Origin of the sequence: Burkholderia thailandensis E264, from assembly GCF_000012365.1 — a bacterium.
Classification (GTDB): domain Bacteria; phylum Pseudomonadota; class Gammaproteobacteria; order Burkholderiales; family Burkholderiaceae; genus Burkholderia; species Burkholderia thailandensis.
Map to the genome: position 1 here is coordinate 2,418,320 of NC_007650.1, position 24,151 is coordinate 2,442,470.

The following is a 24,151-nucleotide window of genomic DNA, read 5'->3' on the forward strand; positions in this document are numbered from 1 at the left end:
CATGCCGAAGCATGAGACGGCGAGCCGCAGGCGGCGCGGCGGCACATGGCTGGCCGTTGTGCTCGCGTGCGTGCATCCTTTCGATGCCGCCGCGCATGTCGAAGAAACGATCGCCGCCCCAATGTACCTCGGCGACTGGCTCGCAGCCCGTCAGCCGACGCCCGCTGTCGGCACGTCATCATCCGAGACGCCTTCGCCGTACCTGAGCGGCCTGAGCTGGCGATCGGGTCGCGAAGTCGCGGCTCAGCAGGCGAACAAGCGCCGCCTGATCGCCGGCATCGAAGCGCTGCCCGCGCCCACGCCGGCCGCGCAGGCGGCGCGAGCGCGCTTCTCGGCAATGGTTGCCGCGCGCCCCGCGACCGGACGCGTGGTCGTCCCCCGAACCGACGGACGATGGTTGCAGGCCAATCCCGCCAGCGATCCTCGTCTCGAAGCCGGCGACATCGTGACGATTCCCGATCGCTCGTCGACCGTCACCGTCGTGCGCGCGGACGGCTCGACATGCACGGTCGCCCACGCGCAAGACGTCGAAGCATTGCAGTACGTGCTCGCGTGCGATCCCGCCGCGACGCCCGATGTCGCGTGGATCGCGCAACCCGACGGCACGGTCAGCGAAAACAAGGTGGCCGCCTGGAATCGCGATGCGCAGGATACGCCCGCACCCGGCAGCTGGATCTGGGCACCCGATCGCGGCAGTCGATGGACGCCGGCCCTGTCGCGCGCATTGGCCGAATTTCTGGCGACGCAAGGCGTATCGGAACCGACCGGCGACGGCGCGCCGCCGCACGCACCCCGCATTGCGCCGCGCCATCAGACCGAGTTTCTGACCGGCGCGCCGACCCGCTCCGCCGCATTCCCGGTGACGGGCGGAGACTGGGGCACGGCGGGCATCCTGCAGACGCCGACCGCGCGGATGAACGACGCCGGAGAAGCGTCGCTCAGCATGAGCCACGTCAGCCCGTACACGCGCCTCAATTTCGCGTTGCAGCCACTCGACTGGCTCGAGATCGGCTTCCGATACACCGACGTCAGCAATCAACCGTACGGGCCCGTCTCGCTGAGCGGAACCCAGTCATACAAGGACAAGAGCATCGACGCGAAGATCCGGCTATGGCGCGAATCCGCGTATCTGCCCGACGTGGCCGTCGGCTTTCGCGACATCGCCGGATCGGGGCTCTTCTCCGGCGAGTACCTGGTGGCGAGCAAGCGGACGGGGCCGTTCGACTGGAGCGTCGGCCTGGGCTGGGGCTATATGGGCGCGCGCGGCAATCTGCGCAACCCGCTGTCGATGATCAGCCGACGGTTCGACGATCGCGCGAACAGCGCGACGCCGAACGGCGGCGAGCTGGGCTACGGCTCGTGGTTTCGCGGGCGCGTATCGCCCTTCGGCGGCGTGCAGTACCAGACGCCCGACGAGCGCCTCATCCTGAAGGCCGAATACGACGGCAACGACTATCGGCACGAGCCGTTCGGGCAAGTGTTGAAGGAGCGATCTCCATTCAACTTCGGCGCCGTCTATCGCGCCACGCGCAACATCGACCTGAGCGTCGGCTTCGAGCGAGGCACGCGCGTGATGTTCGGCGTCTCGCTGCACGGCAATCTGAAGCGTGCGACGATGCCCAAACTGGGCAATCCGCCGCCCGTTCCGGTGACGCAGCCGGCCGCGAACGCCGGGCCGCGCACGCACGCCGCCGGCGCGCCGACACGCGGCGGGCGATCGGCGGTTGCGTCGACACCGCGTATCGAAGGTGCATCGCCTTCGCCGTTCGATCGCGACTGGTCGGACACCGTCGCGCAACTCCAGGCTCAAACGAATTGGCATGTGCGCAGCATCCGCGCGCTCGGCATGGATCTCGTCATCGAGTTCGACGACGTCGACGCGTTCTACCTGCAGGACCAGATCGACCGCATCGCGACGATACTGAACCGCGACGCGCCGCTCAACGTGCGCACGTTTCACGTCGTCGCGCTCACGCACGGCGTGCCGGTTGCCGACTATCAGGTGCAGCGCACGCAGTGGTTCGCGAGCCGCACCCGCGCCCTCGTGCCGAGCGAAGTCGCCCCCGCGACGACGCTCGGCAGGCCGCTCACGAATCAGTCGATCGACATGCTGCCGCCGCTGTTCGAGCAACGGCCGAGAGCCTTCGTGCTGTCGGTCGGGCCGGGCTACCAGCAAACGCTTGGCGGGCCGAACGGCTTCCTGCTCTATCAGATCTCGGCCAACGCGTACGGCGAATTGAGAATGCCCGGCGGCGCGTGGCTCGGCGGCGAACTGAACGTCGGGCTCGTCGACAACTACGGCAAGTTCACCTACACGGCGGACAGCAAGCTGCCGCGCGTGCGCACCTATCTGCGCGAGTATCTGACGACGTCGCGCGTCACGCTGCCGCTGCTGCAACTGACGAAAATCGGACGTCTCGGCAACGATCAGTTCTACAGCGTCTACGGCGGACTGCTCGAAAGCATGTTCGCCGGGGTCGGCGTGGAATGGCTGTATCGCCCTGCGCATAGCCGTCTCGCGATCGGCGTCGACGTGAACGCGGTGCGCCAGCGCGGCTTCCGCCAGGATTTTTCGATGCGCGGCTACAAGACGCTCACCGGACACGTGACCGCATACTGGGATACCGGTTGGCAAGGCGTCCAGATCAATCTGAGCGTCGGCCAGTATCTGGCGAAGGACAAGGGCGCGACGCTCGACATCTCGCGGCGCTTTCGCAATGGCGTCGTGATCGGCGCCTATGCGACGAAAACGAACGTATCGCCGGCGCAATTCGGCGAAGGCAGCTTCGACAAGGGCATCTACGTGACGATCCCGTTCGACGCGATGATGACGCGCTCGAGCAGCAGCATCGCGAATCTGCGTTGGAACCCCGTGACGCGCGACGGCGGCGCGAAGCTGGACCGCAGATATCCGCTGTACGATCTCACCGACATGGGCGAGCGCCGGAGCTTGTGGTACGCGCCTCCGGATGGCGCGGTCTCGCCGTGAGATGTGACTGCCGGTACGGCCCGTGCGGTCTCGCGGGCGTGCCGGCATGGTCTCGCGGCGTTTGCCGCGCCTCCCGCGGACCACGACGATGCCGATCGCAAGCGCATGATGCAAGCGGCGTTGCGCCGCGCGCCGAGCGAATGCCGATGAGACGCGGAGGCGATGAGCGACGCTGCCTGGCGATTCGGCGCGTCGTCCTCGGGCCAATGGCCGAGCGATGCTCACGCATCGACGTATGGCGCGATGCCGGCGGCCTTGCCGATATCCGAGCGCAACGGCTGAGAGACTTGCGCGCCGCACTGCACGGCGGCGATCAGCCGGCAACGGCAACGCCGGCGGTTGGCCCCGCCGGCCGCCTCTAGCCGATTTTCGGATACTGGTCGTCGAGCTTTCTGCCGAACGCGAGCCGAGGCCTGCATTCCGTCGCCTCCGGCATGGCGATTTCGATCAGCAGCGGCCGGCTCGAACCCGCGATCATGTCGATCGCCCCTTGCAACCCGGCCGGCGCGTCGACCATCACGCTCTCGATCCCATACGCGCGCGCGAGCTCGACGAACGACGGGCAGCTATATCCCTGCTTCGTCGAGATGTTCTTGCCGTCGAAATACATGTCCTGAAAATTCTTGACCATGCCGAGTGAATAATTGTTCATCACGACAACGGCCACATCGAGCTGAAGCCGGTTCAGCGTATCGAGCTCCTGCACGTTGATCTGCAGACTGCCGTCGCCCGTGATCACGATGGTCTTGCCGCTGCCGCTGCACGCGATGCCGATCGCGGCCGGCAGCGCGAAACCCATCGCGCCCATGCCGCCGCTGTAATGCGCGGCTTGCGCGTCGCCGAGCCGAAGGCCCTGCGCGGCCCACATCTGATGATTGCCCACGTCGCACACGTAGTGGACGGCCTTGCCGGCCATCGCCTCGTTCAGGCGCGCGAACACGAGGCCGGGGCTGATGCTCCAGTCCGGGTACTCGTCGCGAACGTACGCCGCTCTCAACGTGACGAGCCGGTCCACCCAATCCGGCCGCATGCCGGCGAACGTATCGCGCCGCACGGCAAAGCGTCGAAAGAACGACTCCGCGTCGCAGCACACGGCCTTCGCAGTCTTGACGCGGTTGTTCAACTGGGCGGGATCGATGTCGATCTGGACGACACGCGCATGGCGCGCGAAATCGCCGATGTCCGCGCCGGTCTGGCGCACGTCGAGACGCGCGCCGATCACAATCAGCAAGTCGCAGTTCTGCACGGCCCAGTTCGCCTCCCGATTCCCGTACGCGCCGATCATGTTGAAATAGTGCGCGCCGGCAACCACACGCTCGTGCGCCATCAACGTGCCGACGTAGGGTATCCATGCAGCCTCCAGTGCGGCGATCCACGCAGGCATCGACGGCGCCCAGCGGGCGCCGCCGCCGAAGCACACGAGCGGCCGGGCGGCCGAGCGGCACAGCTCGCGTATCGCGTCGATGTCGCGATCGTCGGGCGCGCATCGATCGCGGATGCGCAGTGGTTCGTTCAACCATCGGTCGACGACGGCATCCGGAATCTCGGCGCGCTGCACGTCGTTCGGAATGTCGATCAGAACCGGCCCCTGGCGGCCGGACAGCGCCATCGACAGCGCGCCGTGCAGCTCCGGCAGCAGTTCGCTCGCGTCGCTCACTTGCACCGCGCGCTTGGTGATCGAGCGCACCATCGGCACGATGTCGAGCTCCTGGAAGCCCTGCTGCCGTATCGCCCGATCGCCCTTCAACTCGTGCGTATTGACTTGCCCGGTGATGAACAGGCACGGGATGGAATCCATCCAGCAACTGCCGACGCCCGTGATCAGATTCGTCGCGCCCGGGCCGCTCGTGCCCAGCGCGACGGCGACCTTCCGCCCCATGTGACGCCGCGCGACGCCCTCCGCCGCAAAGGCCGCGGCTTGCTCGTGATGCATCGACACGATGTGGAAGCGTCCGCTGCGCGCGAAACTGTCCAGCAGATGCGTGATCATTCCGCCCACCAGTTCGAAGCAATGTCGAACGTCGTGCGCGGCGAGAAATCTGGCGATGGCGTCTGAGGCTTTCATCGTGGATCGGCGGGTGGAACTGTGGAGAAACGACGGTCGAAGCCGCGGGCCCGCGGCAGAACGGACTGTCGCTCGGATGCCTTCCCGGACGTCATTCGCGCCGGCGGCCTCGATTCGAGCCGCTCGAGTCCACACGGCCAACGAACCCGGCGCGTATCCTCGATTCAGGTTTCGGAGAATTGGGCTTGAACCTCGTCCGCTCCTGCGGCTGCGTCGTCCGCGGAACCCGGGAATCAGGAGTCGTCCTTGACGATAGCCAGCAAGCGCGTGCGCAGCCGTGAAAATGCGTTGGGATCTTGCGTCTTCAGCCGCAACAGCCGGGCATCTAATTCCGCGGCGATCGACGTCGACTCATCCTCCTTGATTTTCTCGATCTTGCCCTGGATGCCCTCCAGGCATTTCATGGACTCTTTCGCCTCCGTCGACATCGTTTCTTGCTTCCTGGCGATGTCGAGCAGCACCTCGGTGATCAGCCCGAGTTGACGCCCATACGAGGCGACCTGGAATGCTCTCCGCTCGACGCTTCCGTTGCCCGCGCGTGGATCGATGGAGTCGAACAAATCCGGTTGAATCGTCTGATCGACGGCGCCACTCAGCGGAAAGTAGAAATTCGGAGCCCAAAGCCATATCCACGGATACATGCGGTTCCCCTTTTCGATGGTATTCGAATACGCCTGTCTCGAGCCCGGCGGCGAAGGATCATCGTAGCCCGACTCTCTTCTTCATGCGTGCCCTTTTCATTATCGGGCACGCCGTCAATGGCAATGAGGTCCTTCCGCAACACGGCGGAGGATTCGAATGCGCTCGCGCGACCCTCGCGCCCGGATGTGCTCCTCCTGCCGCCGTTGCCGGCGATGAAATTGAATAATCCCGCTGGGTTTTTCTTTGCCGTATTCAAGAAACCGGCCGCCACGGATTCGCCGCCTGATCCGGTAAGCGTTATGGCCGCGCCCATCCGCCGCGAAAATAATAGCGCCATCGACGACCGCCGGGCAGTCGTGCGCGACTCACCATTCGGTGCGGCACCGGGCGGGCTTCAAGCAGCACGTGAACCACGCCGAGCGCCCTACGGCAGTTGCGTCCGATCGCGAGTATTACGCCGAGTTCGGCGACAAGATGAGCGCCGACGACGCGGAGCACGTCGAGACCGAATATCCGATCGGGGCGGCCGTGTTCCGCAAGGCCGTATGCGCCGGCTTCGATCACAAGATGGTCGCCCCGGCGTTGATGAAGCGCGGCGGGCCCAGTGCCGTCAACCGCCGCACGCCGGCATGCCAATCGGGCATGGCGACCGATTCGCGAAATACTGGAGAAACCCGGTGCGCTCGATGGCCTTGCTCACAGTCGCCCCTGTTTCCATGTCCACGTGGCGCACTTGAAACAGAGACTCTGCAAGGTCGATCCATAGTGACGAACCGCGCAGGTGGAGCCTACCAGTTCAGGTAGTTTGACGGCCCGAGGCGCGTCTATATGATGAATTGGCCGACAAACGGGCGGACCGCACCGCTCGGCCCGCGCCTGCACTCCAAACCACCGCACGACTACGACGAAGGAGGAATCCATGGCGAAAGAGCTCAATGCGCCGTCTCAACAGGCGCTCGTCACCAGCTTCACGATCAAACCGGAAGATGTCACCGGAACGCAGATCACGTACCGCTACGACACGATGCCGGGCAATCAGCCCAACGCGTACGGCAACACGGTTTTCATCTGGCAGACGTCGCAGGCATTTATTCCGGTCAGCACCCAGCCGGCCAGCTCGCAGATCGTCCAGAGCAACCAGCCGAATGGCTCCAGCATATTCCAGGGGCTCTCGGTGAGCAGCGAGTCGTACCTGGTCGCATTCGCGGTGGGGAATTCGGTCAAGAATATCGTCGCCGCAGTGTTCGTCCCCTCTACGGACAGTCAACAGGCTCCGTACGACCCGGTGCAGGCTCCGTCGATCCTCGTCACCAACAAAGGCTCGACGTCGGTGTCGTTCTCCTACGCGACGCCGGCGGGGATGACGCCGCAAGCCGACGGCGACTGGGTGGGGTTGTGGCAAGGCCAAACCGAGGCGGTGCTTTACAACATGCCGCCCACCTGGTTCGTGCAACTCGGGAGCAATAGCAACGCGGGCAACTTCGGGATCAATCTGTCCAGCGGAAATATTCAGCGCGGCGTCACGTACACGCTGGGTTACTTCAAGGGCGGTTATGCGCAGAGCAACCCGAAGCAGACCACGCTCGCAGCCAGCACGACCTTCGTGGGCTAAACGTGCGGCGGCGCGCCGGGGCGAGTCTCAACGCGCCGGACAATACCCACGCCGGGTCAACTGCGTCCGGGAAGCGCTCCCTGCTCGCCCGGACGCAGAATAAAAATAGATCATCCAGTGCGGGGCGATCTCATGAGCTTCTTCACGCAGTTTGAGGGATCGCGGCTCTATATCGGCCCGGTCGCATCCGGCGATGCGGGATGGCTTGCCTACCTGCTCCCGCGGTCGTCGCCGTCTACCGAAGAAATCGACCTCGATCTCGCGTTGAAGCAGTTGCCTGGCTCGTTCCTGTTTTCTTTCACCGCGCCCTTGCTCTCGACAACGCCGTTGCTCGACGCGTTCATCGGCGCCGTGGATCAGGTCATTGCCCGCTCGCCGGCCGACCGAGGTTTTCTGTGGCTGATGGACCCCACCGCGCCGACGATTTCCAGCGTGCCGTTGATGGGTATCGCCGCGGACGGCAGCTACGTGTCGAATGCGCTGCAAGCGCCGATCTTCGAGACACTCTCGCTCAATGTGCGCGCCGGCGTGACGCTGCAGCTCGACGGCGACACCCTTCAGTTGGGAACCGCTAACGGAATTTTCTTCAGCGGGGCGTCGGCACCCGGCGCCCCCCAGGCAAGCCAGATCCCGGCCGGCACGCTTCCATTGTCCGGCGCGGCGCGCGGTTGCATCCGCTTCCCGGTCTTTTTGCAGCGCCAGTTTCTTCATGACGGCTGGAACTGGGGCTTCCAGTTCCAGATCCCGCACGACGACCCGGTACGCAGTGCGATCGGCGAGTGGCTGCCGCTCGCATTCGGTCATCTGCCGAACCCGGGCGACATGCTCGGCTTCGATGCGAGCTACGACCCGAGCGATCCGTGGAATGCGCACGCCATCGCGGCGGATCGCAGCGTCCTCGTCTTCACCGGACAAAATCAGGACGGCACCGCGACGGTGCTCTCGTCATGTTACGCGACCACCTACGGCGAACTGCTGACGCTCGCGCCGGTTGCGGGTCCGCTGGACACGCAGCCCGATGCCGCGCGCTTTCTCTTCAATGCGGGCGCCCCCGACGACAAAGGCAATCACGATTTCCAGATCGCGCCCGAAGGCGACTTCGTGATCCATGCGCACGGGCCGAGCGACAGTGGAACGTATGATCTGATCTGCGGCCTGCAGGGCACGGAGTTCGTCGCATTCCAGCCTTTTGTCGATGGCGGCTATGCCGGCGACCGGCTGCGGTTTACCGCGCGCTCGCCCGCCTACGCGCCGCGTTATCCGTTCACCGAGGTGTCGCCGGTAGGCACGCCGGTGGACGTGAACGCACCGCTGCTCGACGCGACTTATACGTCCTCATGGGGAACCGTCACGCGCGCACCCGGCGCGCCGGGTGCGGCCGCTTACGTCGCGCAGCCGAAGGGAGCCGCGCTATACGGTCGCGATGCGTTGATCCATTCGCTCGGCGAGAAAACGCTGTTCGGGCCGATGACCCCGTCGGTGACGCTTCCATCGTCCGCGTTTCCGGTGGTTCCGTACGCGGGCTCATCGGCTGGAGACGGCGTGACGGCGCTCACCGCCGAGCAGATGGCGGACTTCGAGCGCCAGGTGGTTTCGCCGACGCGCCGCCGTCGCATTGCCGACGGCGGCGCCGGCATGGCTTCATCGAAGGCGCATGCGCTGAAGCTTGCCGATATGGCCACGGCCACGCCGTACAACACGACGACTCCGTCGGGCCTGCTCGTCACCGTCGATGCCGCCGGCCAATGGAGCAAGATCCTGCTGGGGCAAAACCTGTCGCCGTCGCTTCGGCAAATGAGCTTTTGCAACCCCGATGCCAAACTGCAGCAGGCGTTCGCGACCAGCGATCTGTTTCTTGTCACGGCCAATGCGGCGCACCTCGGTGCGTTCTCGGCGGACGGCAGCGGCGAATGCGGCCCGTCCGCGACATTCGCGAACCGGATCAACGTCGGCGACTGGTCGTTCGAAGCGGCGGTCGGACAGAACAACCGCTACGGCGACTACGCCGATGTGATGATCGTGAAGGGACGCCGCGGCCCGCTGTGGGACCCGCAGAACCCGGCCGGCAGCCTCGTCGCGAGTCCCGACATGTGGACGCAAAAAGACGTGTTCGCCGCGCCGAGCGACCTCGTACCGAACCCTGCGCCGCCGCCCGACGAGACTGTCGCCGCGCCGAACCCGGACGAACTGACCGCGCTTTCGTACTGGCTGCAGCGCTACTTCCAGGATGCGCTGGATCAGGCGGAGCCCGACTATTTCGCGAAGTTCAACGCAATCGCAAAAGATCCCGCGTGGACCGGCATTCTCTTCCTGCGGATGAAGATCAGCTCGATTCCCGACGATCTGGTCGGCATCGTCGCAGGCGTGCAGGCACCCGAGCTTTTCAATGCGCACCACTTCGGCATCGAAATCAGCCAGATCGCAAACGATCCCACCGCGCCCGATATCGAGCTCACGACGAGCAGTTCGATGTTCGGGCTGATCTACTACGTGGACCCGGCTTATATAGCGCCGCCGCCCGGCATCGATCCGCAGCCGGTGCCGCCGACGGCGGGCACCGACTACCAGTTTCGCGTGCTCACGCTGAAGGCGCTGTTCGAGAACACGGCCGTGCAACGCTTCCAGAGCGACGCGCAGCTCACGCTCAACAGTCTGTTCGATATGCCCGTGGTGAGCATGGGGGAGGGCGGCAACCCGTACGCGACGCTGGTATTGCGCGGCAGCTACCAGGACAACGGCGGTCGCGCGGTCTACAGCCTCGGCACCACCGCGACGAGCACGTTCTACTTCGACAACAACCTGTTCACGAAAATCGAAGTGGACAGCGCGCAGATGTCTACGCGCGACGGCGGCGCGAACGGTCAGATCGCGTCGTGGTTCGCGCTGTCCGGCTTTCTCGACTTCGCCGTCGTGCAGGCAAACGACAGCAGCGGCGCGTTCGACATCCTCTCCTTCGGCAGTGATGCCGGCAAGGACCAGTTGCGGCGCGGACTCGCGTACTCGAACCTCGGCGTGCAGATGACCTTCCCAGTGGCCGACCCGACGGCGATCGCGTTCGCCTTCTCCGCGTCGGAGATACGCTTCGATACGCAGACCAGCACGCCGCGCCCGGACAGCCTGTTCGTGAATTTCGCGCTCGGCCTGCAAGGACTCGTGCAAGGGACCGCACAAACGTCGCCGGAAGCCGGCGGATTCCTGAACGTCGTCACCGACGCGACGTTGACCGGCGTCAACGGCGACCGCTGGTACGGACTCGCCTACCAGTTGAACATGGGCACGCCCGGAAATCTGGCCGGAACGATCGGGCTGACTTCCGGCCTGCTCACCGCATGGGCGCCCGTGAGCGCTGACGCGGGACGCTACCGCGCATCGCTGGGCATCCAACTGCCAGGCACCGGCGGAGGCGCGAATCTGATCAGCCTGCAGAACGTGCTGCAGCTTTCGATCGGACAGATGTGGCTCACCTATGACCGCGACAAGCGCTCGTTTCTGCTGATGCTCACCGAGATCGCGCTCAAGTTCATGGGGCTGCTCAAGATTCCGCCGAGCGGCTCGACGCTCTTCTATCTGTTCGGCAATCCGCAAAGCGAAGGCAAGGCATCGGGGCTCGGGTGGTACGCGATGTACAACAACACGCCGGCTTCCCGCTCAAAGTCGGCCCGACTTCTGGGGAAAGCTCGTGGCTGGACTGAATGACGTCATCGAACGGTTGTCGCAGGGAACGCAGAACGTCCTCACGGTTCATCTCGGTGCACGCATCACGAAAGTCCGGGACTATCTGAATTCGCTTGGCGAGATACGCGTTTTCACCGCGAACAGTCAGAACTTCGGACATCAATCGTCGTCGGTCAATATCCTGCGCAACCTGATTCGCATGGGTGCGCCGGGGCCGTATACATTCGCGCTGTCCGCATCCAACTCCGCCGACTACGCAGACCTGGAAGAAAAGATCCGCTTGCTGATTCCGCAGTTCCGGCAGGTCGGCGTCACGTTTGAACTGGGTGCCGGCGGGCGGACCGCCGATGTCACCGTCGTGCGGCTCGATAAAGCGCTTGCGCCCGCGCAGTTCGCGATCAGCGGCGGTTTTGACGATCTAGAGAACAAGACGCCGCCGTATCACCTGCTGAATGTGACCAACTACGTTCAGCTTCAGCCGTATGCGTGGAATCGCGGGACCAATATGGCCCGGATCATGCCGCCCGGCGGCACGGCGAGCGAATACAACCTCGATGAGCTGAATCCGACCACGCTGCTTGCGCGGCGCGCGTTCTATCTCGCCGATCCCGAGCTGACGCAGTCTGACCGAGAGGCAATTGCGCAAACGCCGTACGCGAACAAGGCGCGCGTGATCGAGCGTCTGCTCGAACGACGGGAAGCTGGCGAAATCACGCTTTTTCCCGTCTACGGCGTCACGACGAAAGGGAGCGCCTATACGTCGCTGTACAACGCGGTCACCGGCGCGTTGATCGCGCAGAACACACATCCCACCGTCAAAAAGACGGTGATGGTTCAGATCACGACCCTCACGGCCTCCGAGTGGCAAGAGTTCCTGTTTTTGATGCGGGACCCGGCCGGCGAGATGGTAAACAAGATCAGGACGACGCCTGATTTCCGGGGCTGGAACGAGGAGAATAAGGTCAAAGACCGGGTCCAGGATCTCGGCAGCCCGAATAGCGTACCCACAGTTGAGCAGCTCGACGAAGAGCTGTCGTATCTCAAGGACGATCAACTGCTGGTGGTCTACATCGGCAAAATTCCGGCGCCGCTGTTCGATGCGCTTTATGCGAGCGCGACTTTGCCACCGGTGCTGGAAGGGCAGAATACCGCCGAACTGATGCTCAATCTCGGCAAGCCGTACTTCAAGATCACGAGCAATAACAGTCGCGAAGCGGATGCGCGATTCAGCTACGCGACGCTGCCGCTCAGTTCCGCCGGCGCGGGCACCGACGCGACCAATTCGCTCGACGAGTCGTTCAACGGCATTTACTTCACGCGTCCCGACAACTGGTACAGAGATCGCCCGACCTATCCGCCGACGCAACTGCCGGCGATGATCAACGCGTATGTGCAGCCGGCCGGAAACGCCCGTGCGACTTACTTCGCGGCGCAGCGTACGTTTTTTCACGACGAGCTGAACGACAAGCTGCTGCGCGGCCTCGATCTGTTCGTCAATCTGATCGGGCCGGCGGCGCTCGAGGAGCACCGACTCGCGCTCGCGCATGCCGAGCTGGACGACGCGAACGCGCCTGTTCACGAGGCCGGCGCCACCGCACGGGCGCCCGCGCGCATCGCGCACCGCAAGCCGCCGACACGTGTCGCAGGCGGCGACGCGAACGGCGCAAGCGAGCTGCTCGAAGCGTTCTACGAGGATCTGACGAGTCACACGGTCGACGGTGTGCTCGATTTTCTGCTGGCGGTTACCGACGGCATCCTGAACGAGTTCTTCAGGCAAGTCGTGATCGACGTCGTGTTCACGATCACCGACACGGTGACAGAAATCAACGCCGATAAAACCGAAGTCACGTTGACCGGCAAGTCGAAGGCGTTCGGCGCAGGCAACCTGACGCTCGCGTTCTCGTTTACCGACAACGGCGGGACGATCGCGGGCAAGATGTCCGGCGCGTTTACGGACACGGTCTGGGCGTTCCCGGGCGCGCAGTGGCTCAGCGTCGCAAACCCGTCGCTTGCGCTTGCCATCGACAGCAACGCGGCCGTCCCCGTGACGGGCACGGTCGGTGCGACGTTTACGGCCGGGATCGCCGCGAAGGCGTCGCTGACGCTGCCGTCCGAACCGGGGCGCCTGCTGCTGCAAGCGGAATTTCTCGCGCCGCGACCGAGCATCACGAATATCTTTCAGATGCTCGGGGGCATCAACATCCAGGCGCTGCTGCCATCGCAAATCCAGCTCTTCAGCGACATCGAGGTGCAGAACCTTGCGCTGCGCTACAGCTACGCGAACGGCGTGATGGAGTACATCGGCGTCACGCTCGGCACACCCGAGAATCGAAGCTGGCAACTGGTGCCCGGCGTGACGGTTACCGGGCTCAGCTTCAGCGCGCTGACCGATTATCCCGGCGATCTGCAGCGGCGCAGCACGCGCTACGTGATCGGCGGCCGGTTCGACATCGCCGGCGGCAACGCGCAACTGGAGGCGCGCGTGCCCGCGCTGCGCGTGACCGGCGGCCTGATCGACGGCAGCCCGCCGATCACGCTTGCCGCTATCGTCACCGCGTATCTGGGCGCCGATTTCGCCGCGGCCATTCCGGCGAGCGTCTCGAGCACCGCGATCGAGCAATTGAGCTTCATGGTGGATCAGGCGCAGGGCGCGTACAGCTTCTCGATGGACGTCTCCGCGCAGTGGCCGGTGCCGTCTGCCGCCAATGCGCTGTTTACGATCACCGGCCTGAACTTCGCGATCGACGCCGTTTCACGCGATATCAATCCGCCGAAAGCGGATGCCGGCGGCAACAACGGCGCCGGCGGCACGCAGACTGAAATTGAAGGGAGCTTCGGCGGCTCGCTGATCGTCCTGCCGAACTCGGAGAGCCCGATCGGGCTCTCCACCACGGCTACGTACAAGACAGCCGCGAAGGCATGGACCTTCGACGCGCAGCAAACGTCCGGAGCGGTGAGCCTCAGCGCGTTGCTCGTTTATTACCTCGGCAACACGTGGCAGGCCCCGCAAGGGCAGGAGTACGCGATCGACGGGCTTGGGCTGACAATCACGAGTTCGCCCACCGATTCGACGTGGGCGTTCACGGGCAAGACCGCCGACAACTGGGTTGTGCCGTTCCTGGACGTGAGCCTCGCAGCGAAGCTGCGCATGGGCGACGCGGGAGCGAAGGCAGAGGTGCCGGGGAAATTCGGCAGGCTCGACCTCGAAGTGATCTGGCAGAACATCGACCTCACCGTCTGGTTCGACTACAACCCGAAGGTCAAGCAATACGGGATCACGTGGGGCCTGCTCGAAGGTGTGGTCGACGGACCGGACCCGACGACCCAGGACTGGACCGCGACGCTCGGCTTCAAGCAGAACACGACGCTCGGCTCGATGATCGAAACGATGGTGTCGTGGGCGACCGGCTCGAAGTTCGGGCTCGAGTCGCCATGGAGTTTCCTGAACGCGATCCCGCTGTCGAACCTCGCGCTCAAATACACGTTCAACCAGACCACGCCGAGTCGCAACAAGGTCAGCTTCGCCGTGACAATCGGCCCGATCAATCTGGGCTTCGCGCGCATCGACAGCATCGACGTCGGCTATCAATCCACCGGCAAAGATCGCGGCGTGATGGTAACGCTCAATGGGTCGTTCTTCTGGCAGTCGGATCCGAGCACGCCGCTCGCATGGGATGCGAGCAAGCCGGGCACGGCGCCTGCGCCTCCCGGCAACGGCAACAAGTATCTCGACCTGCGGCTGCTGGCGATGGGCCAGCACATCACGCTGCCCTGCTTCGCGACCGCCGATACGGTGCAAAAGGCCATCGCCTGCATGGCCACGCTGCCCGATCCGAAGCCCGGCCAGATTCCGGCCGTGCGCTTCGATTCGCAAAGCGCGTGGCTGATCGGCACCGACTTCGGCGTGCTGAAGATCGACAGCGGGCAAGCCGGCAATCACGCGAACGCGCTGCGCGTGACAAACGACGGCGATTCGCTCGCGGAATCGGCCGGCTATGTATTGACGCTGCAGGCGGTGTTCAACGACCCGCATCTGTACGGGCTGCGAATCGCGCTCGACGGCGCGGCGGCCAAGGTATTCAAGGGCCTCGACTTCCAGATCATGTACCGCCAGGTGAGCGACACCGTCGGCGTGTACCAGGCGGAGATCACGCTGCCCGACCTGATGCGTCATTTGACGGTCGGCGCGTATTCACTCACGCTGCCCGTGTTCGGCATCGCCATCTATACGAACGGCGACTTCCAGGTGGACATCGGCTTCCCGTGGAACGAGAATTTTTCGCGTTCGTTCACGATCGAGGCGATCATCCCGCCCGGCATTCCGGTGCTGGGCTCGGCCGGTTTCTATTTCGGCAAGCTCTCCAGCGCGAGCACCAATCGCGTGCCCGCGTCGTCGTACGGCACGTTCAATCCGGTGCTCGTATTCGGCTTCGGCATGCAGGTGGGCTTCGGCAAGTCGATCGAATACGGCATCCTGTCGGCCGGCTTCAGCGTGACCGTGGTCGGCATTCTCGAAGGCATCCTTGCGAAGTGGAACCCGTATCAGCTCACCCACTCGGGGCGCGAGCCGTCCACCCAGTTGCAGGGCGACTACTACTTCTGGCTGCGCGGCACGGTCGGCATCGTCGGCCGCGTGTACGGCAGCGTCGACTTCGCGATCGTGAAGGCGAACGTCGACATCACGGTCAAGCTGCTGCTGCAACTCACGTACGAATCGTATGTGTCGATCACGATCACGGTGATCGCCTCGGTCGACGTGTCGGTTAGCGTGAAGATCAACCTCGGGTTGTTCAAGATCAGCATCTCGTTCTCGTTCTCGATGCGGCTGAAGGAGACCTTCACGATCGATAACCGGGGCGCCGCGCCATGGCTCGGCGATGGCCGCAACGTGCGCGGCGTGCTGCGTCTGCCGGTCGAGCGTCGGCTCTCCGGCTTCGCGCGCGCGCAAGCGCGCGATAGCCTGCGGGTGAGCGCGCCGAACTGGGGCAACCTGCGGCCGGACGGCGTGACGGACCTGTCGGGCTACCTCGTGCCGGGGCTCACCGCGGCGCGCGACGAATGGACGCCGCAGGGCGAACCGGCGAACCCGTTGTCGTGCTGGGTCGCGCTGCTGCTGATCGAATCCGTGCCGCCGGCTGGGCAGGATGCCGGCGCGAGCAAGCTCAAGGCGGCGGGAAGCGCGCCCGACAGCTCGTTCGAGGCGCTCGCGAAAATGGTGCTGCGCTGGGCCATCGCGGCCGTTCAGGGGCCGATGACGCCGGACGAAGTCGACCGATACCCGGTTCCCGCGACGCTACTGGACTGGCTCGCGGACGAAGTGCTCGTCAGCACCGGCGACGATCCGACGCCGATCCCGCTTGACGCGGTGCAGGCGTTCCTCGACACGCATTTCCGATTCAATCTGCGCGTGCCGCCGACCGACCAGGATGCGTCGGCCGATACCGCGTATTTCCCCGCGCCGCCGCAACTGCGCGTGACGATTCCGCCGTACGGCAAAGACTACCCGGGCGTGCAGTACGATCTCGGCAGCTATAACGCGCTCGGCGAAAACACGCTGGCCGAACTGCGCGCATGGTTCGACCAGCTTGCGGTGCAGGTGGAGCGCGAGCAGGCGGCGAACGGCGCGGCGGCGGCGCGGGCATTCGTGGAAGAAGCGCCGCTGTCGATGGCCGCATGGATGTTCTCCGACTACTTCCTGCTGCTCGCCCGGCAGATGGTCAAGGCCGCGCAAGACGCACTGCGCGACTTCAAGTACGAGCTTGACGCGAACGAGACACCGGACGACATCGTGAACTGGGTGAACACGACCGGTCAGTTGAACGGGCTGTACACGCTGAACGACGTGTTCGGCGCCAATACGGTGCACGCGCTCGTCACCGAAAAAACACTGACGATCGGCGTCACGAGCTCGATCACCCTGGACAAGACCGGCCAGACCTTCACATCGCTGGCCAAGGCCTTCGACGACGCGCTGCCCGCAAGTGCGATCGCGGCGGCCAATGCGGCCGACGCTGCGCTGCTGCAACCGGGTGCGACGATCACTTACCCGGGCTTCGATCCGTACACGAGCGTTGCTGGCGACACGCTCGTCAGCATCGCCGCGCATTACAAGGCGAAGCTCAACGATCTGCTGGCCGATTCGGATGTGCTCGACGCGGCCGGCATGCTGCGTATCGGCGCGAGCGCGCTCATACCGTACACGTCGTACACGGCGCTCGCGACCGACACCTTCGCGTCGGTCGCCGCGCTGCCCGTGTACGCCGGCGGTTTCAGCGCGGCCGCGCTGGCCACCGCGAATGCGGGCAGCAGCGTGCTGCTCGCCGGCGTGAAGATCGCGTATCCGGACAAGGACGCGTACACCGTGCAGCCGCGCGACACACTTGGCGACGTTGCGAACGCGTTCGGCGTGACCGTGTCCGACCTGCTCGCGAGCAGCGCGGTGCTGACGCAACCCGGGCTGCTCGCGCCGGTCGCGTTGCTTACGGTTCCGGCGTTCCGCTACACGACGCAGCCAGGCGACGATCTCGCGCAGGTCGCGGCGCGCTTCGGCGTGGCCGTCTCGGTGCTGGCCGACCAGCCCGCCAACGGCACGGTGGCCGGGTTGTTCGACGCCGGCGACACGCTCGACTTGCCGCACCTGCCGCAATTTCCGTTGGCCGAACTGCTCGCCGAAGCGCAACGCTCGGGCATGCTGCAGCACCTGTCCGGCATCGCGAGCAGCTATACGATGCACGGGCTGCGCTTCCCGACGTCCGGCCCGACCGGCACGGGCGGACAATGGTCGATCGTGCCCAACGAGATGGGCATGTGGGTGCATGACGTGAACGGCACGCTGAAGCTGCCGCCGCAAGCCGGGCTCTATGCGCTGACCGGCCAGCAATTCCCGCTGCCCGCACTCGGCGCCGATCCGTTCGCGGCGACCTTCGACAGCGTGGCCGGCGCCGGTTCGTCGTGGCTGCGCTTCGTCGACGGCAACGGCGCCCCGGCCGACCATCTGACACTGTCGGTCACGCCCGGCACGCCCGACGCGACACGTATCGCGCAGGTGACCGCCGCCGCGAAGACACGGCTCGACGTGCCGATGGATAGGCTCGGCGCGGGCAAGATGTACGATACCGCCCTCGCGACCTATCCGTTCACGTCCGCGTTGCAGTGGCTGAGCACGAACACCGTCGCGCTGCCTTATGGCCAGCCGCCGGCCGGCGTGCAGTCGCTGCGCGTGTGGCAACTGCCTAGCGCGCTCGCGGCGCTTCCCGATCCGGCCACCCATGCGGTGAATCCGCGCTTTGCACTGCGGGTGGCCCGCTACGACGATGCGACGGGCGCCACCGAAACCACCGGGGTGGACTCGTACGGATGGGCGTCGACCATCGGCTTCACGGTGCGGCGCATTCCGCCCGTAGCGGGCAGTCCCGCGTCCGTCGACACGTACGAGGTGGTCGGCGCGGGCGGCGCCGCAATCGTGGTGCTCGAACAACTGTTGAACCAGGTGCAGGCGAACGATTCGGCCTACTTCGGCCTGAGCGTCGGTTTTGCGCCCGATAGCGCAACGGGCGGCGGCGAAGGCGTGCAGACCGGCGGCGCGGCGAGCGTCGTGTTCGGCATCGCGCAGGTGAATCTGTCGACGGAAACCCGTCCGCCTGCCGGCGCCGCATTCGCGGCACTGCGTGAAACGGCCGGCGAAACGCCGCAGCTCACGCTTCTCAATCCGCCGTCGGAGTTCGTGCGGCTGCTATGGGAAGCGAGCATCACACGCTCGGGCGGCTTCTTCCTGTACTACTACGATCGCGCCGCTGGAGGCGGGCTGCCCGATCGCATATTCAACGACCGCAACGAGGCATCACTGACGTTGATCGTGCTGTACGCGAAGCCCGCGGCCGTAGACGACCAGGACCGCGTCGCGAATTACATGAACGCGGTAGTGACGACCGACGCGCTGGATACCGGCAACGCGGTGCTGTTCGCGGAAGCGGCGCCGGTTCCAGCCACCGTCACGAGCGGCGCCGGCGAGACGCTCGCGTCGCTCGCCGAGCAATGGTATTCGGACGAGGCGGATATCGCGGAAGCCAACGCGGACGTCGCGCTTCGCGCAGGCGCGCTCGTGCGCGTGAGCGAAGGGGTCTACCAGGCGCCGCCGGGCGGCATCGCGCTCGCGCAGGTCGCGAGCCGCTTCGGCACCACGGTGCAGGCGCTGAACGACGCCAATCCGCTGTGGGGCGGCTTGCCCGACCCGCTGCCGTTCCCGGCCGCGATCCGCGTACCGGACCTCACGCTCACCGCCGGCACGAGCGCGCACACGGCGTCGCTCGCGGATATCGCGGGCTGGTACGGCGAGCCGGTCGATGCGCTCGCTTCCCATAACGCGCGGGTGGCCCAGCTGTTCGCGGCCGGCGTGCCGCTCGTGATTCCCGGCGGCCCGCGCGTGCGCTCGGCGGCCGTGCAGCCGGGCGTGCAGGCGCTCGCCGCGCTGCGTCCGGCGCCGCCGCAAGTGGACGGTACGTCGCCGGACTACGGAACGGAACTGCTGCTGAACAACTTCAGCCTGTTGAACCAGCAGGTGTACGGCAACGTCGACTTCCGGCCGAGCGATCCGCCGGGGCTGCCCGCCGGACCGACAACCAAGGCTCCGGAAGAAAACGGCAACGACAAGGTTCGCACCGTCGTTCCGGAGGATCAGGTCGAAGCATGGAACTTCAGTCAGGCGCTGCCTTACGCACGCTTTGCGAAGCACGTGCCGCAAGCGCCGCGCGCGGCGCTCGCGCTGCCGCCCGCGAGCGCCAGTCCGTATTTTGGTGTCGGCGGCATTCTGCAGATCTCGTTTGCGTGGCAGGACTACTACGGCAACGTACTGTCGACGCCGCTGTCGGACCCACAGGCCGGCGATGCGGCGCCGTACAACGACGCGCCGCTGCTCACCGGCTACACGGACCCGCTGGTGTCGCTGTCGCAATGGCCGTCGATTGCTTCGAACTGGCAGGTGCTGCCCGGCAGCGGCGGAGCGAACCCACGGCTGAATATCGAGTTGAGCTTCGATCCGAGCCGCTACCAAGGCTTGCTGCAGGCATCGGCGGCAACGCAGACGACGATCACCGTGGTATTCACGGACGCGCTCGACGCCGCATCGGTCGGCGAACTGTCGCGCTGGCAACTGGTGCCGGGAACCATCGATTCGGCGTCGCTGGCCGCGGATGGAAAAACCGTCACGCTGACGGTGCCGGCGCTCGACGGCAACCTGCGCTACACAGTGATCGCCACTGATATCAAAGCGCAAGCGAGCGACACGCGCTACAGCGGGCAGGCGTCGTTCGACTGGCCAGACAATCCGGTCACGCGCAGCAGCACCGTGCAACAGAACGCGTCGCAGGACCTGCACGTCTATACACAGCTGTACTACCAGCTCACCGATCCCGCCGGAGTCGATCTGTCGGCGCAGTCTTCGTTGCTCGCGGGCGCGGACGGAGCGCCGGGCAGCGTCGCGTATGCGCCGGCCGCCGTCGGCAAGCTGATGGACTGGCTGTTCGGCACCGCCGGCGCGGCCGCCAGCGTCTATGCGTTCGTGCTGGACCGCTCGAAGTTCCAGAGCGTTGCCGTGCCGCCCGCCGCCGGGTTGCCGCTCGACGTGGACGTGCCACCGCAGCAGGTGAACACCGCGCAGATCTTCCCGCTGTGGACATCATTTACGATGACGCGCGCGCACGGCCCGGTGCTGCCGGGGCTGGAAACGGTCGCCGGCATTCGCAGCGCGATCACGCGCGTCGCGCCGCTGCAGGATGCGCTCGGCGCCACCGGCGGCACGCTCGGGCTCGTCACGTTCGCGACCGGTTTCGAACAGGCGCTGTCGACGCCGGGCAGTGAGCGGCTGAAGGTGGCGACCGGCGTCGATCGCACCGCGCCGCCCGCCACTGGAGCGGCCAGCACGGTCTGGGCGGTACGCGTCGGGCTCGCGGCCGGCAAGGCGATCTCGTATGCGATCGCCGACGCGGGCAACCCGGCCGTGTTCGCGCCGCAGCCGGCGAGCAACCAGTTGATCAGCCGCACGCAAGTGCCGATTTACGACTACACGACCGGCAAGGGCATCTCGTCGACGCCGTCACGCACCACCGATTTCACGGATGTCGATCTCGACACGTGGTGCGCGCAGGTGTTCGCCGCCGTCGACGACGTGCTGACGCCGCAATTCACCGCGCCGATGCAGATCGTCGGCGAGTTGAAGTCCGCCGATTATCTGCAGTCGATCCTCGACGGCAAGAAGGGGCTCGCGACGGTCGCGAAGCTGTGGATGATTCCGGTCTTCGCGGGCGAAACCTCCGACCCGTCTGCCGCGCGCGAAGCGTTTTACCAGCAACTGCTGGTGCGATTGTCAGCGGCGTACACGACGCGCGCCGCGGTGGAATTCCATGCGAACGTGACCGCCGACGTGATCGAGCCCGCCGCGGATCAGCCGCCGCGGCTGTTCGGGCCGGTCACGCGGAACGGACCGGTGTTCGAGGCCGCCAATGTCGACGGACAGGCACGGACCACCGTGTTCCTGCTGTTCAGCGACCCGATGGACCCGGTCACCGCCGGCAACATCGAAAACTACGCATTGAGCAGCGGTGCCGGCGTGCTGACGGCGACGGTCGACCGCGGCACGGTGACGCTCACGCTCGCGACGGACGTGCAGCCGGGACAGACGACGGTCACCGTCAGCAATCTGAAGGACGCGACGGGACGCGCGGTGCGTCCGCCGCTCACGCGCACTGTCACGACCGGCTCGGCGAGTCTGCCGGCCAGCACGCTCGCGTTCAGTTCGCCGAAGCTTACGTTGCAGACCGGCGATACGCGCGCGCTCACGTATCTCGTCAACGCTCCGGATTCGGTACGCGGCGCGGGCGGCGAGATAGTGTCGTATGTCGAGCTGGACATGACGTACCAGGGCAGCCAGATCGAGCATCAGATCGGCTCGCTGCCGGGTATCGAGGATTACCAGGCATCGACCTGGCTCAGCTTCGTCGTGCCGGACACTGACGGGCCGCTTGCAGCGGACCTCGGGAATTTCGCGGTGCCGCTGGTGCTACGCGCATTCCCGGCGAGCCCCGCGATGACGGAGCAGAGCGGCACGCCGACCCATGACCTCGACACCGCAAGCCTGCCCCTGCTCAAGCAGTGGGACTATGCGTTCACCTATTCGCTGCCGTTCCACTATCCGCAAGACCGCATCTACGGCGAGGTCGAATTCAATCTGCGCACCGCGCCGACATTGTTCGCGAGCTTCCCGGATGCATTCGCGCAGCTCGCGGAGTTCATTACCGTGTTCCCGCAGGTGAACGCGGATCTGCAGACCATCCTTGCCGGCATCGATGCCACGATCGACCCGATGACGGACCAGCAAAAGATCGACGACGCATCGATCGCGCTGCAATCGTTCATCCGACTGGTCGACGAACTGGTCGAAGCGGCCGGCGGAAATACGCAAGGCAATGGCGAGCGCCGCAGCGGCACGGGTCTCGCGTTCCAGGCCCCGGCGCGACTGCTCACCGGCGACCCGTCGCTCACCTTCGCGTTCTATGAGGAAGAAGGCTCGGCCGAGGTTGGCGATACCGAAGGCGCGCTAGTGGTGACGCTGGTCGGCGCCGTCCCGGCGGGAATGGGTCGGCCGGTCGTCGAAATCGATCCGTCGCTGTATGACGCGCAGCCTTGGCAGCCGCCTGGCGACACGCAGAAGGCCGGCGATGTCTTCCACTACGTGTACAAGCTCAAGGCCGGCCCCGGGCCGGAGGGTTCATACCTGAGCGCTGCGAAAGGGCAGAACATTCCAGGCCGTACGGTGTGGCTGCCTGCGCTCGACATCCTGCAGCGTCAGGACGCGTGGTCTACCGTCTGGGTGGAGCGCAACCGCGAACTCGTTCCGGGCAAACCGTCGGCTGACGCGTTTGTCTACACGACGCCCGAAGTGCGCTTCGCCAGCCCGCTGTATCCGACCAACGACGCCAATGCGATCATCGATGTGGCGGCGATCCCGTCCGGAACGCCGGTGACGCGTTCGCTTCAGGAGCATTTCGACGCGCTCTTTGCCTATCTGCTCGCCGGCGACACGCTGCCTCAGATCGTCGCGCAGGTGGAGGTGACATACGGATATGCGCTGAACGCCGCGCTCGATAAGATCGTGTTGCCGGTGCTGATGCAAGCGCCGCTGACGATCGACATCGCCGGAACCGGCGCGGGCACCATCGCGCGAATGACCGCCGACTGGACTGCCGCGATCGAAACGTGGTTCTCCACATACGAACCGACGGGCGGCGGGACACTCTGGATGGATCTGACGCTGATGTCGAATCTTACCGGCCAGCCGATGCCGTTGCTGCGGATGCGGCGATTGATGCTGTCCATCGCGCAGGTCGTCCCGCCGCTGCCATGCCGCTAGCGCGCCGCGACCGCGCGTTGTGCGCGTTCGTCGCGGCGCCGCTCCTGTGGGCCCTGCTCGCCGGCGTCGCCGCAGCGCAGGCGCTCGCGGAGCCGGCGGCGTCCACGGTGTCCGTGTGCGCCGCGGCCATCACCGGCTCGTCCGGCACGACCGTCGACGTCAGTTATGCGGGGCTGCCTGGGAACCAGCCGAAGCTCTATGGAGACTTCGTCGCGCTGTGGCAAAGCAGTGTCGTACCGTGGACGATCGCGCCCGCGGCACGGCTCGGCATTCCGACCGACGCCGAACTCGGAACGGTGGTGATGACCGGTGTGTCGATCAGCGCCACGGCGTACACGGTAGGCTATGCGGTCGGGCCGAAAGTCAACGACGTCTGCGCATCGGCGTTGCTCGCCGCCGACGGCTCGACGGGCGTTGTGGACACCGTTACGCTTCGGCTCGCGTCGGTCGGCGCGACATCGCTTACGTTTCGGTACCACACGTTGTCGGGCTATCTGCCCGCGACCGCAGGCAACTGGGTCGGACTGTGGCGAGGGCGCGCGAGTCCTTACAATGCTGCCGCCCCGGTAGCACGCGTGAAGGTCGCGGCAGACGTCACTGACGACAGCGTGGTGATGGAGGGCGTAACGCTGTCGCCGGGCGAAATCTATACGGCGATCTACTTCATGGGCGAACCGCTTACGACTGCTGCGGCGCTGCTCAATTTTGTCGCGCCGGCTAGGTGAAGCGGCAGCATGGCGATCCGTTCGTTCAGATATGCATCCA

Annotated in this window: 7 protein-coding genes and 1 pseudogene; 6 read left to right on the top strand and 2 right to left on the bottom strand. The window is 65.5% G+C overall.

Going from position 1 to position 24,151, the window contains the following annotated elements:
* The first annotated feature begins 1 nt into the window (after window position 1).
* On the top strand, window positions 2–2,989 hold the full coding sequence (locus BTH_RS10170; protein ID WP_009893906.1) for a YjbH domain-containing protein: 2,988 nt from the start codon (window positions 2–4) through the stop codon (window positions 2,987–2,989).
* Between the two features lie 358 nt (window positions 2,990–3,347).
* On the opposite strand, the gene BTH_RS10175 is transcribed toward BTH_RS10170, so the two are convergent.
* Together BTH_RS10175 and BTH_RS10180 are read right to left on the bottom strand one after the other, a co-directional pair.
* Window positions 3,348–5,054, bottom strand: coding sequence for a thiamine pyrophosphate-binding protein (locus BTH_RS10175; protein WP_080511315.1), 1,707 nt, complete (start codon window positions 5,052–5,054; stop codon window positions 3,348–3,350).
* Window positions 5,055–5,287: 233 nt separating this feature from the next.
* Window positions 5,288–5,695 carry a hypothetical protein gene (locus BTH_RS10180; RefSeq protein ID WP_009893910.1) on the bottom strand — a complete coding sequence of 136 codons (408 nt, stop codon included), beginning with the start codon at window positions 5,693–5,695 and terminating at the stop codon, window positions 5,288–5,290.
* 373 nt (window positions 5,696–6,068) lie between these two features.
* Between BTH_RS10180 and BTH_RS35880 the strand changes: the two are divergent.
* The 5 genes and pseudogenes from BTH_RS35880 to BTH_RS10205 all read left to right on the top strand — a co-directional run.
* A pseudogene (locus BTH_RS35880) lies at window positions 6,069–6,293 on the top strand (conjugal transfer protein TraC); the annotation flags it as partial.
* A 322-nt stretch (window positions 6,294–6,615) separates the two neighbouring features.
* Complete coding sequence (locus BTH_RS10190) at window positions 6,616–7,308, top strand: hypothetical protein (RefSeq protein ID WP_009893911.1); 693 nt, start codon at window positions 6,616–6,618, stop codon at window positions 7,306–7,308.
* Between the two features lie 132 nt (window positions 7,309–7,440).
* Entirely contained in the window at window positions 7,441–11,004 is a 3,564-nt protein-coding gene (locus BTH_RS10195) for a hypothetical protein (RefSeq protein ID WP_009893912.1), read from the top strand.
* A gap of 13 nt (window positions 11,005–11,017) precedes the next feature.
* Window positions 11,018–23,386, top strand: a complete 12,369-nt coding sequence (locus BTH_RS10200; RefSeq protein ID WP_009893913.1) for a LysM peptidoglycan-binding domain-containing protein — start codon at window positions 11,018–11,020, stop codon at window positions 23,384–23,386.
* On the top strand, window positions 23,377–24,111 hold the full coding sequence (locus BTH_RS10205) for a hypothetical protein (protein ID WP_009893914.1): 735 nt from the start codon (window positions 23,377–23,379) through the stop codon (window positions 24,109–24,111). The genes BTH_RS10200 and BTH_RS10205 overlap by 10 nt, the downstream gene beginning before the upstream one ends.
* Window positions 24,112–24,151: the final 40 nt, after the last annotated feature.

What these genes read in the sequence shown, in the direction of transcription:
- BTH_RS10170 (WP_009893906.1), top strand. Translation starts at nt 2, where the DNA reads ATGCCGAAGCATGAGACGGCGAGCCGCAGGCGGCGCGGCGGCACATGG.
- BTH_RS10175 (WP_080511315.1), bottom strand. Translation starts at nt 5,054, where the DNA reads ATGAAAGCCTCAGACGCCATCGCCAGATTTCTCGCCGCGCACGACGTT.
- BTH_RS10180 (WP_009893910.1), bottom strand. Translation starts at nt 5,695, where the DNA reads ATGTATCCGTGGATATGGCTTTGGGCTCCGAATTTCTACTTTCCGCTG.
- BTH_RS10190 (WP_009893911.1), top strand. Translation starts at nt 6,616, where the DNA reads ATGGCGAAAGAGCTCAATGCGCCGTCTCAACAGGCGCTCGTCACCAGC.
- BTH_RS10195 (WP_009893912.1), top strand. Translation starts at nt 7,441, where the DNA reads ATGAGCTTCTTCACGCAGTTTGAGGGATCGCGGCTCTATATCGGCCCG.
- BTH_RS10205 (WP_009893914.1), top strand. Translation starts at nt 23,377, where the DNA reads ATGCCGCTAGCGCGCCGCGACCGCGCGTTGTGCGCGTTCGTCGCGGCG.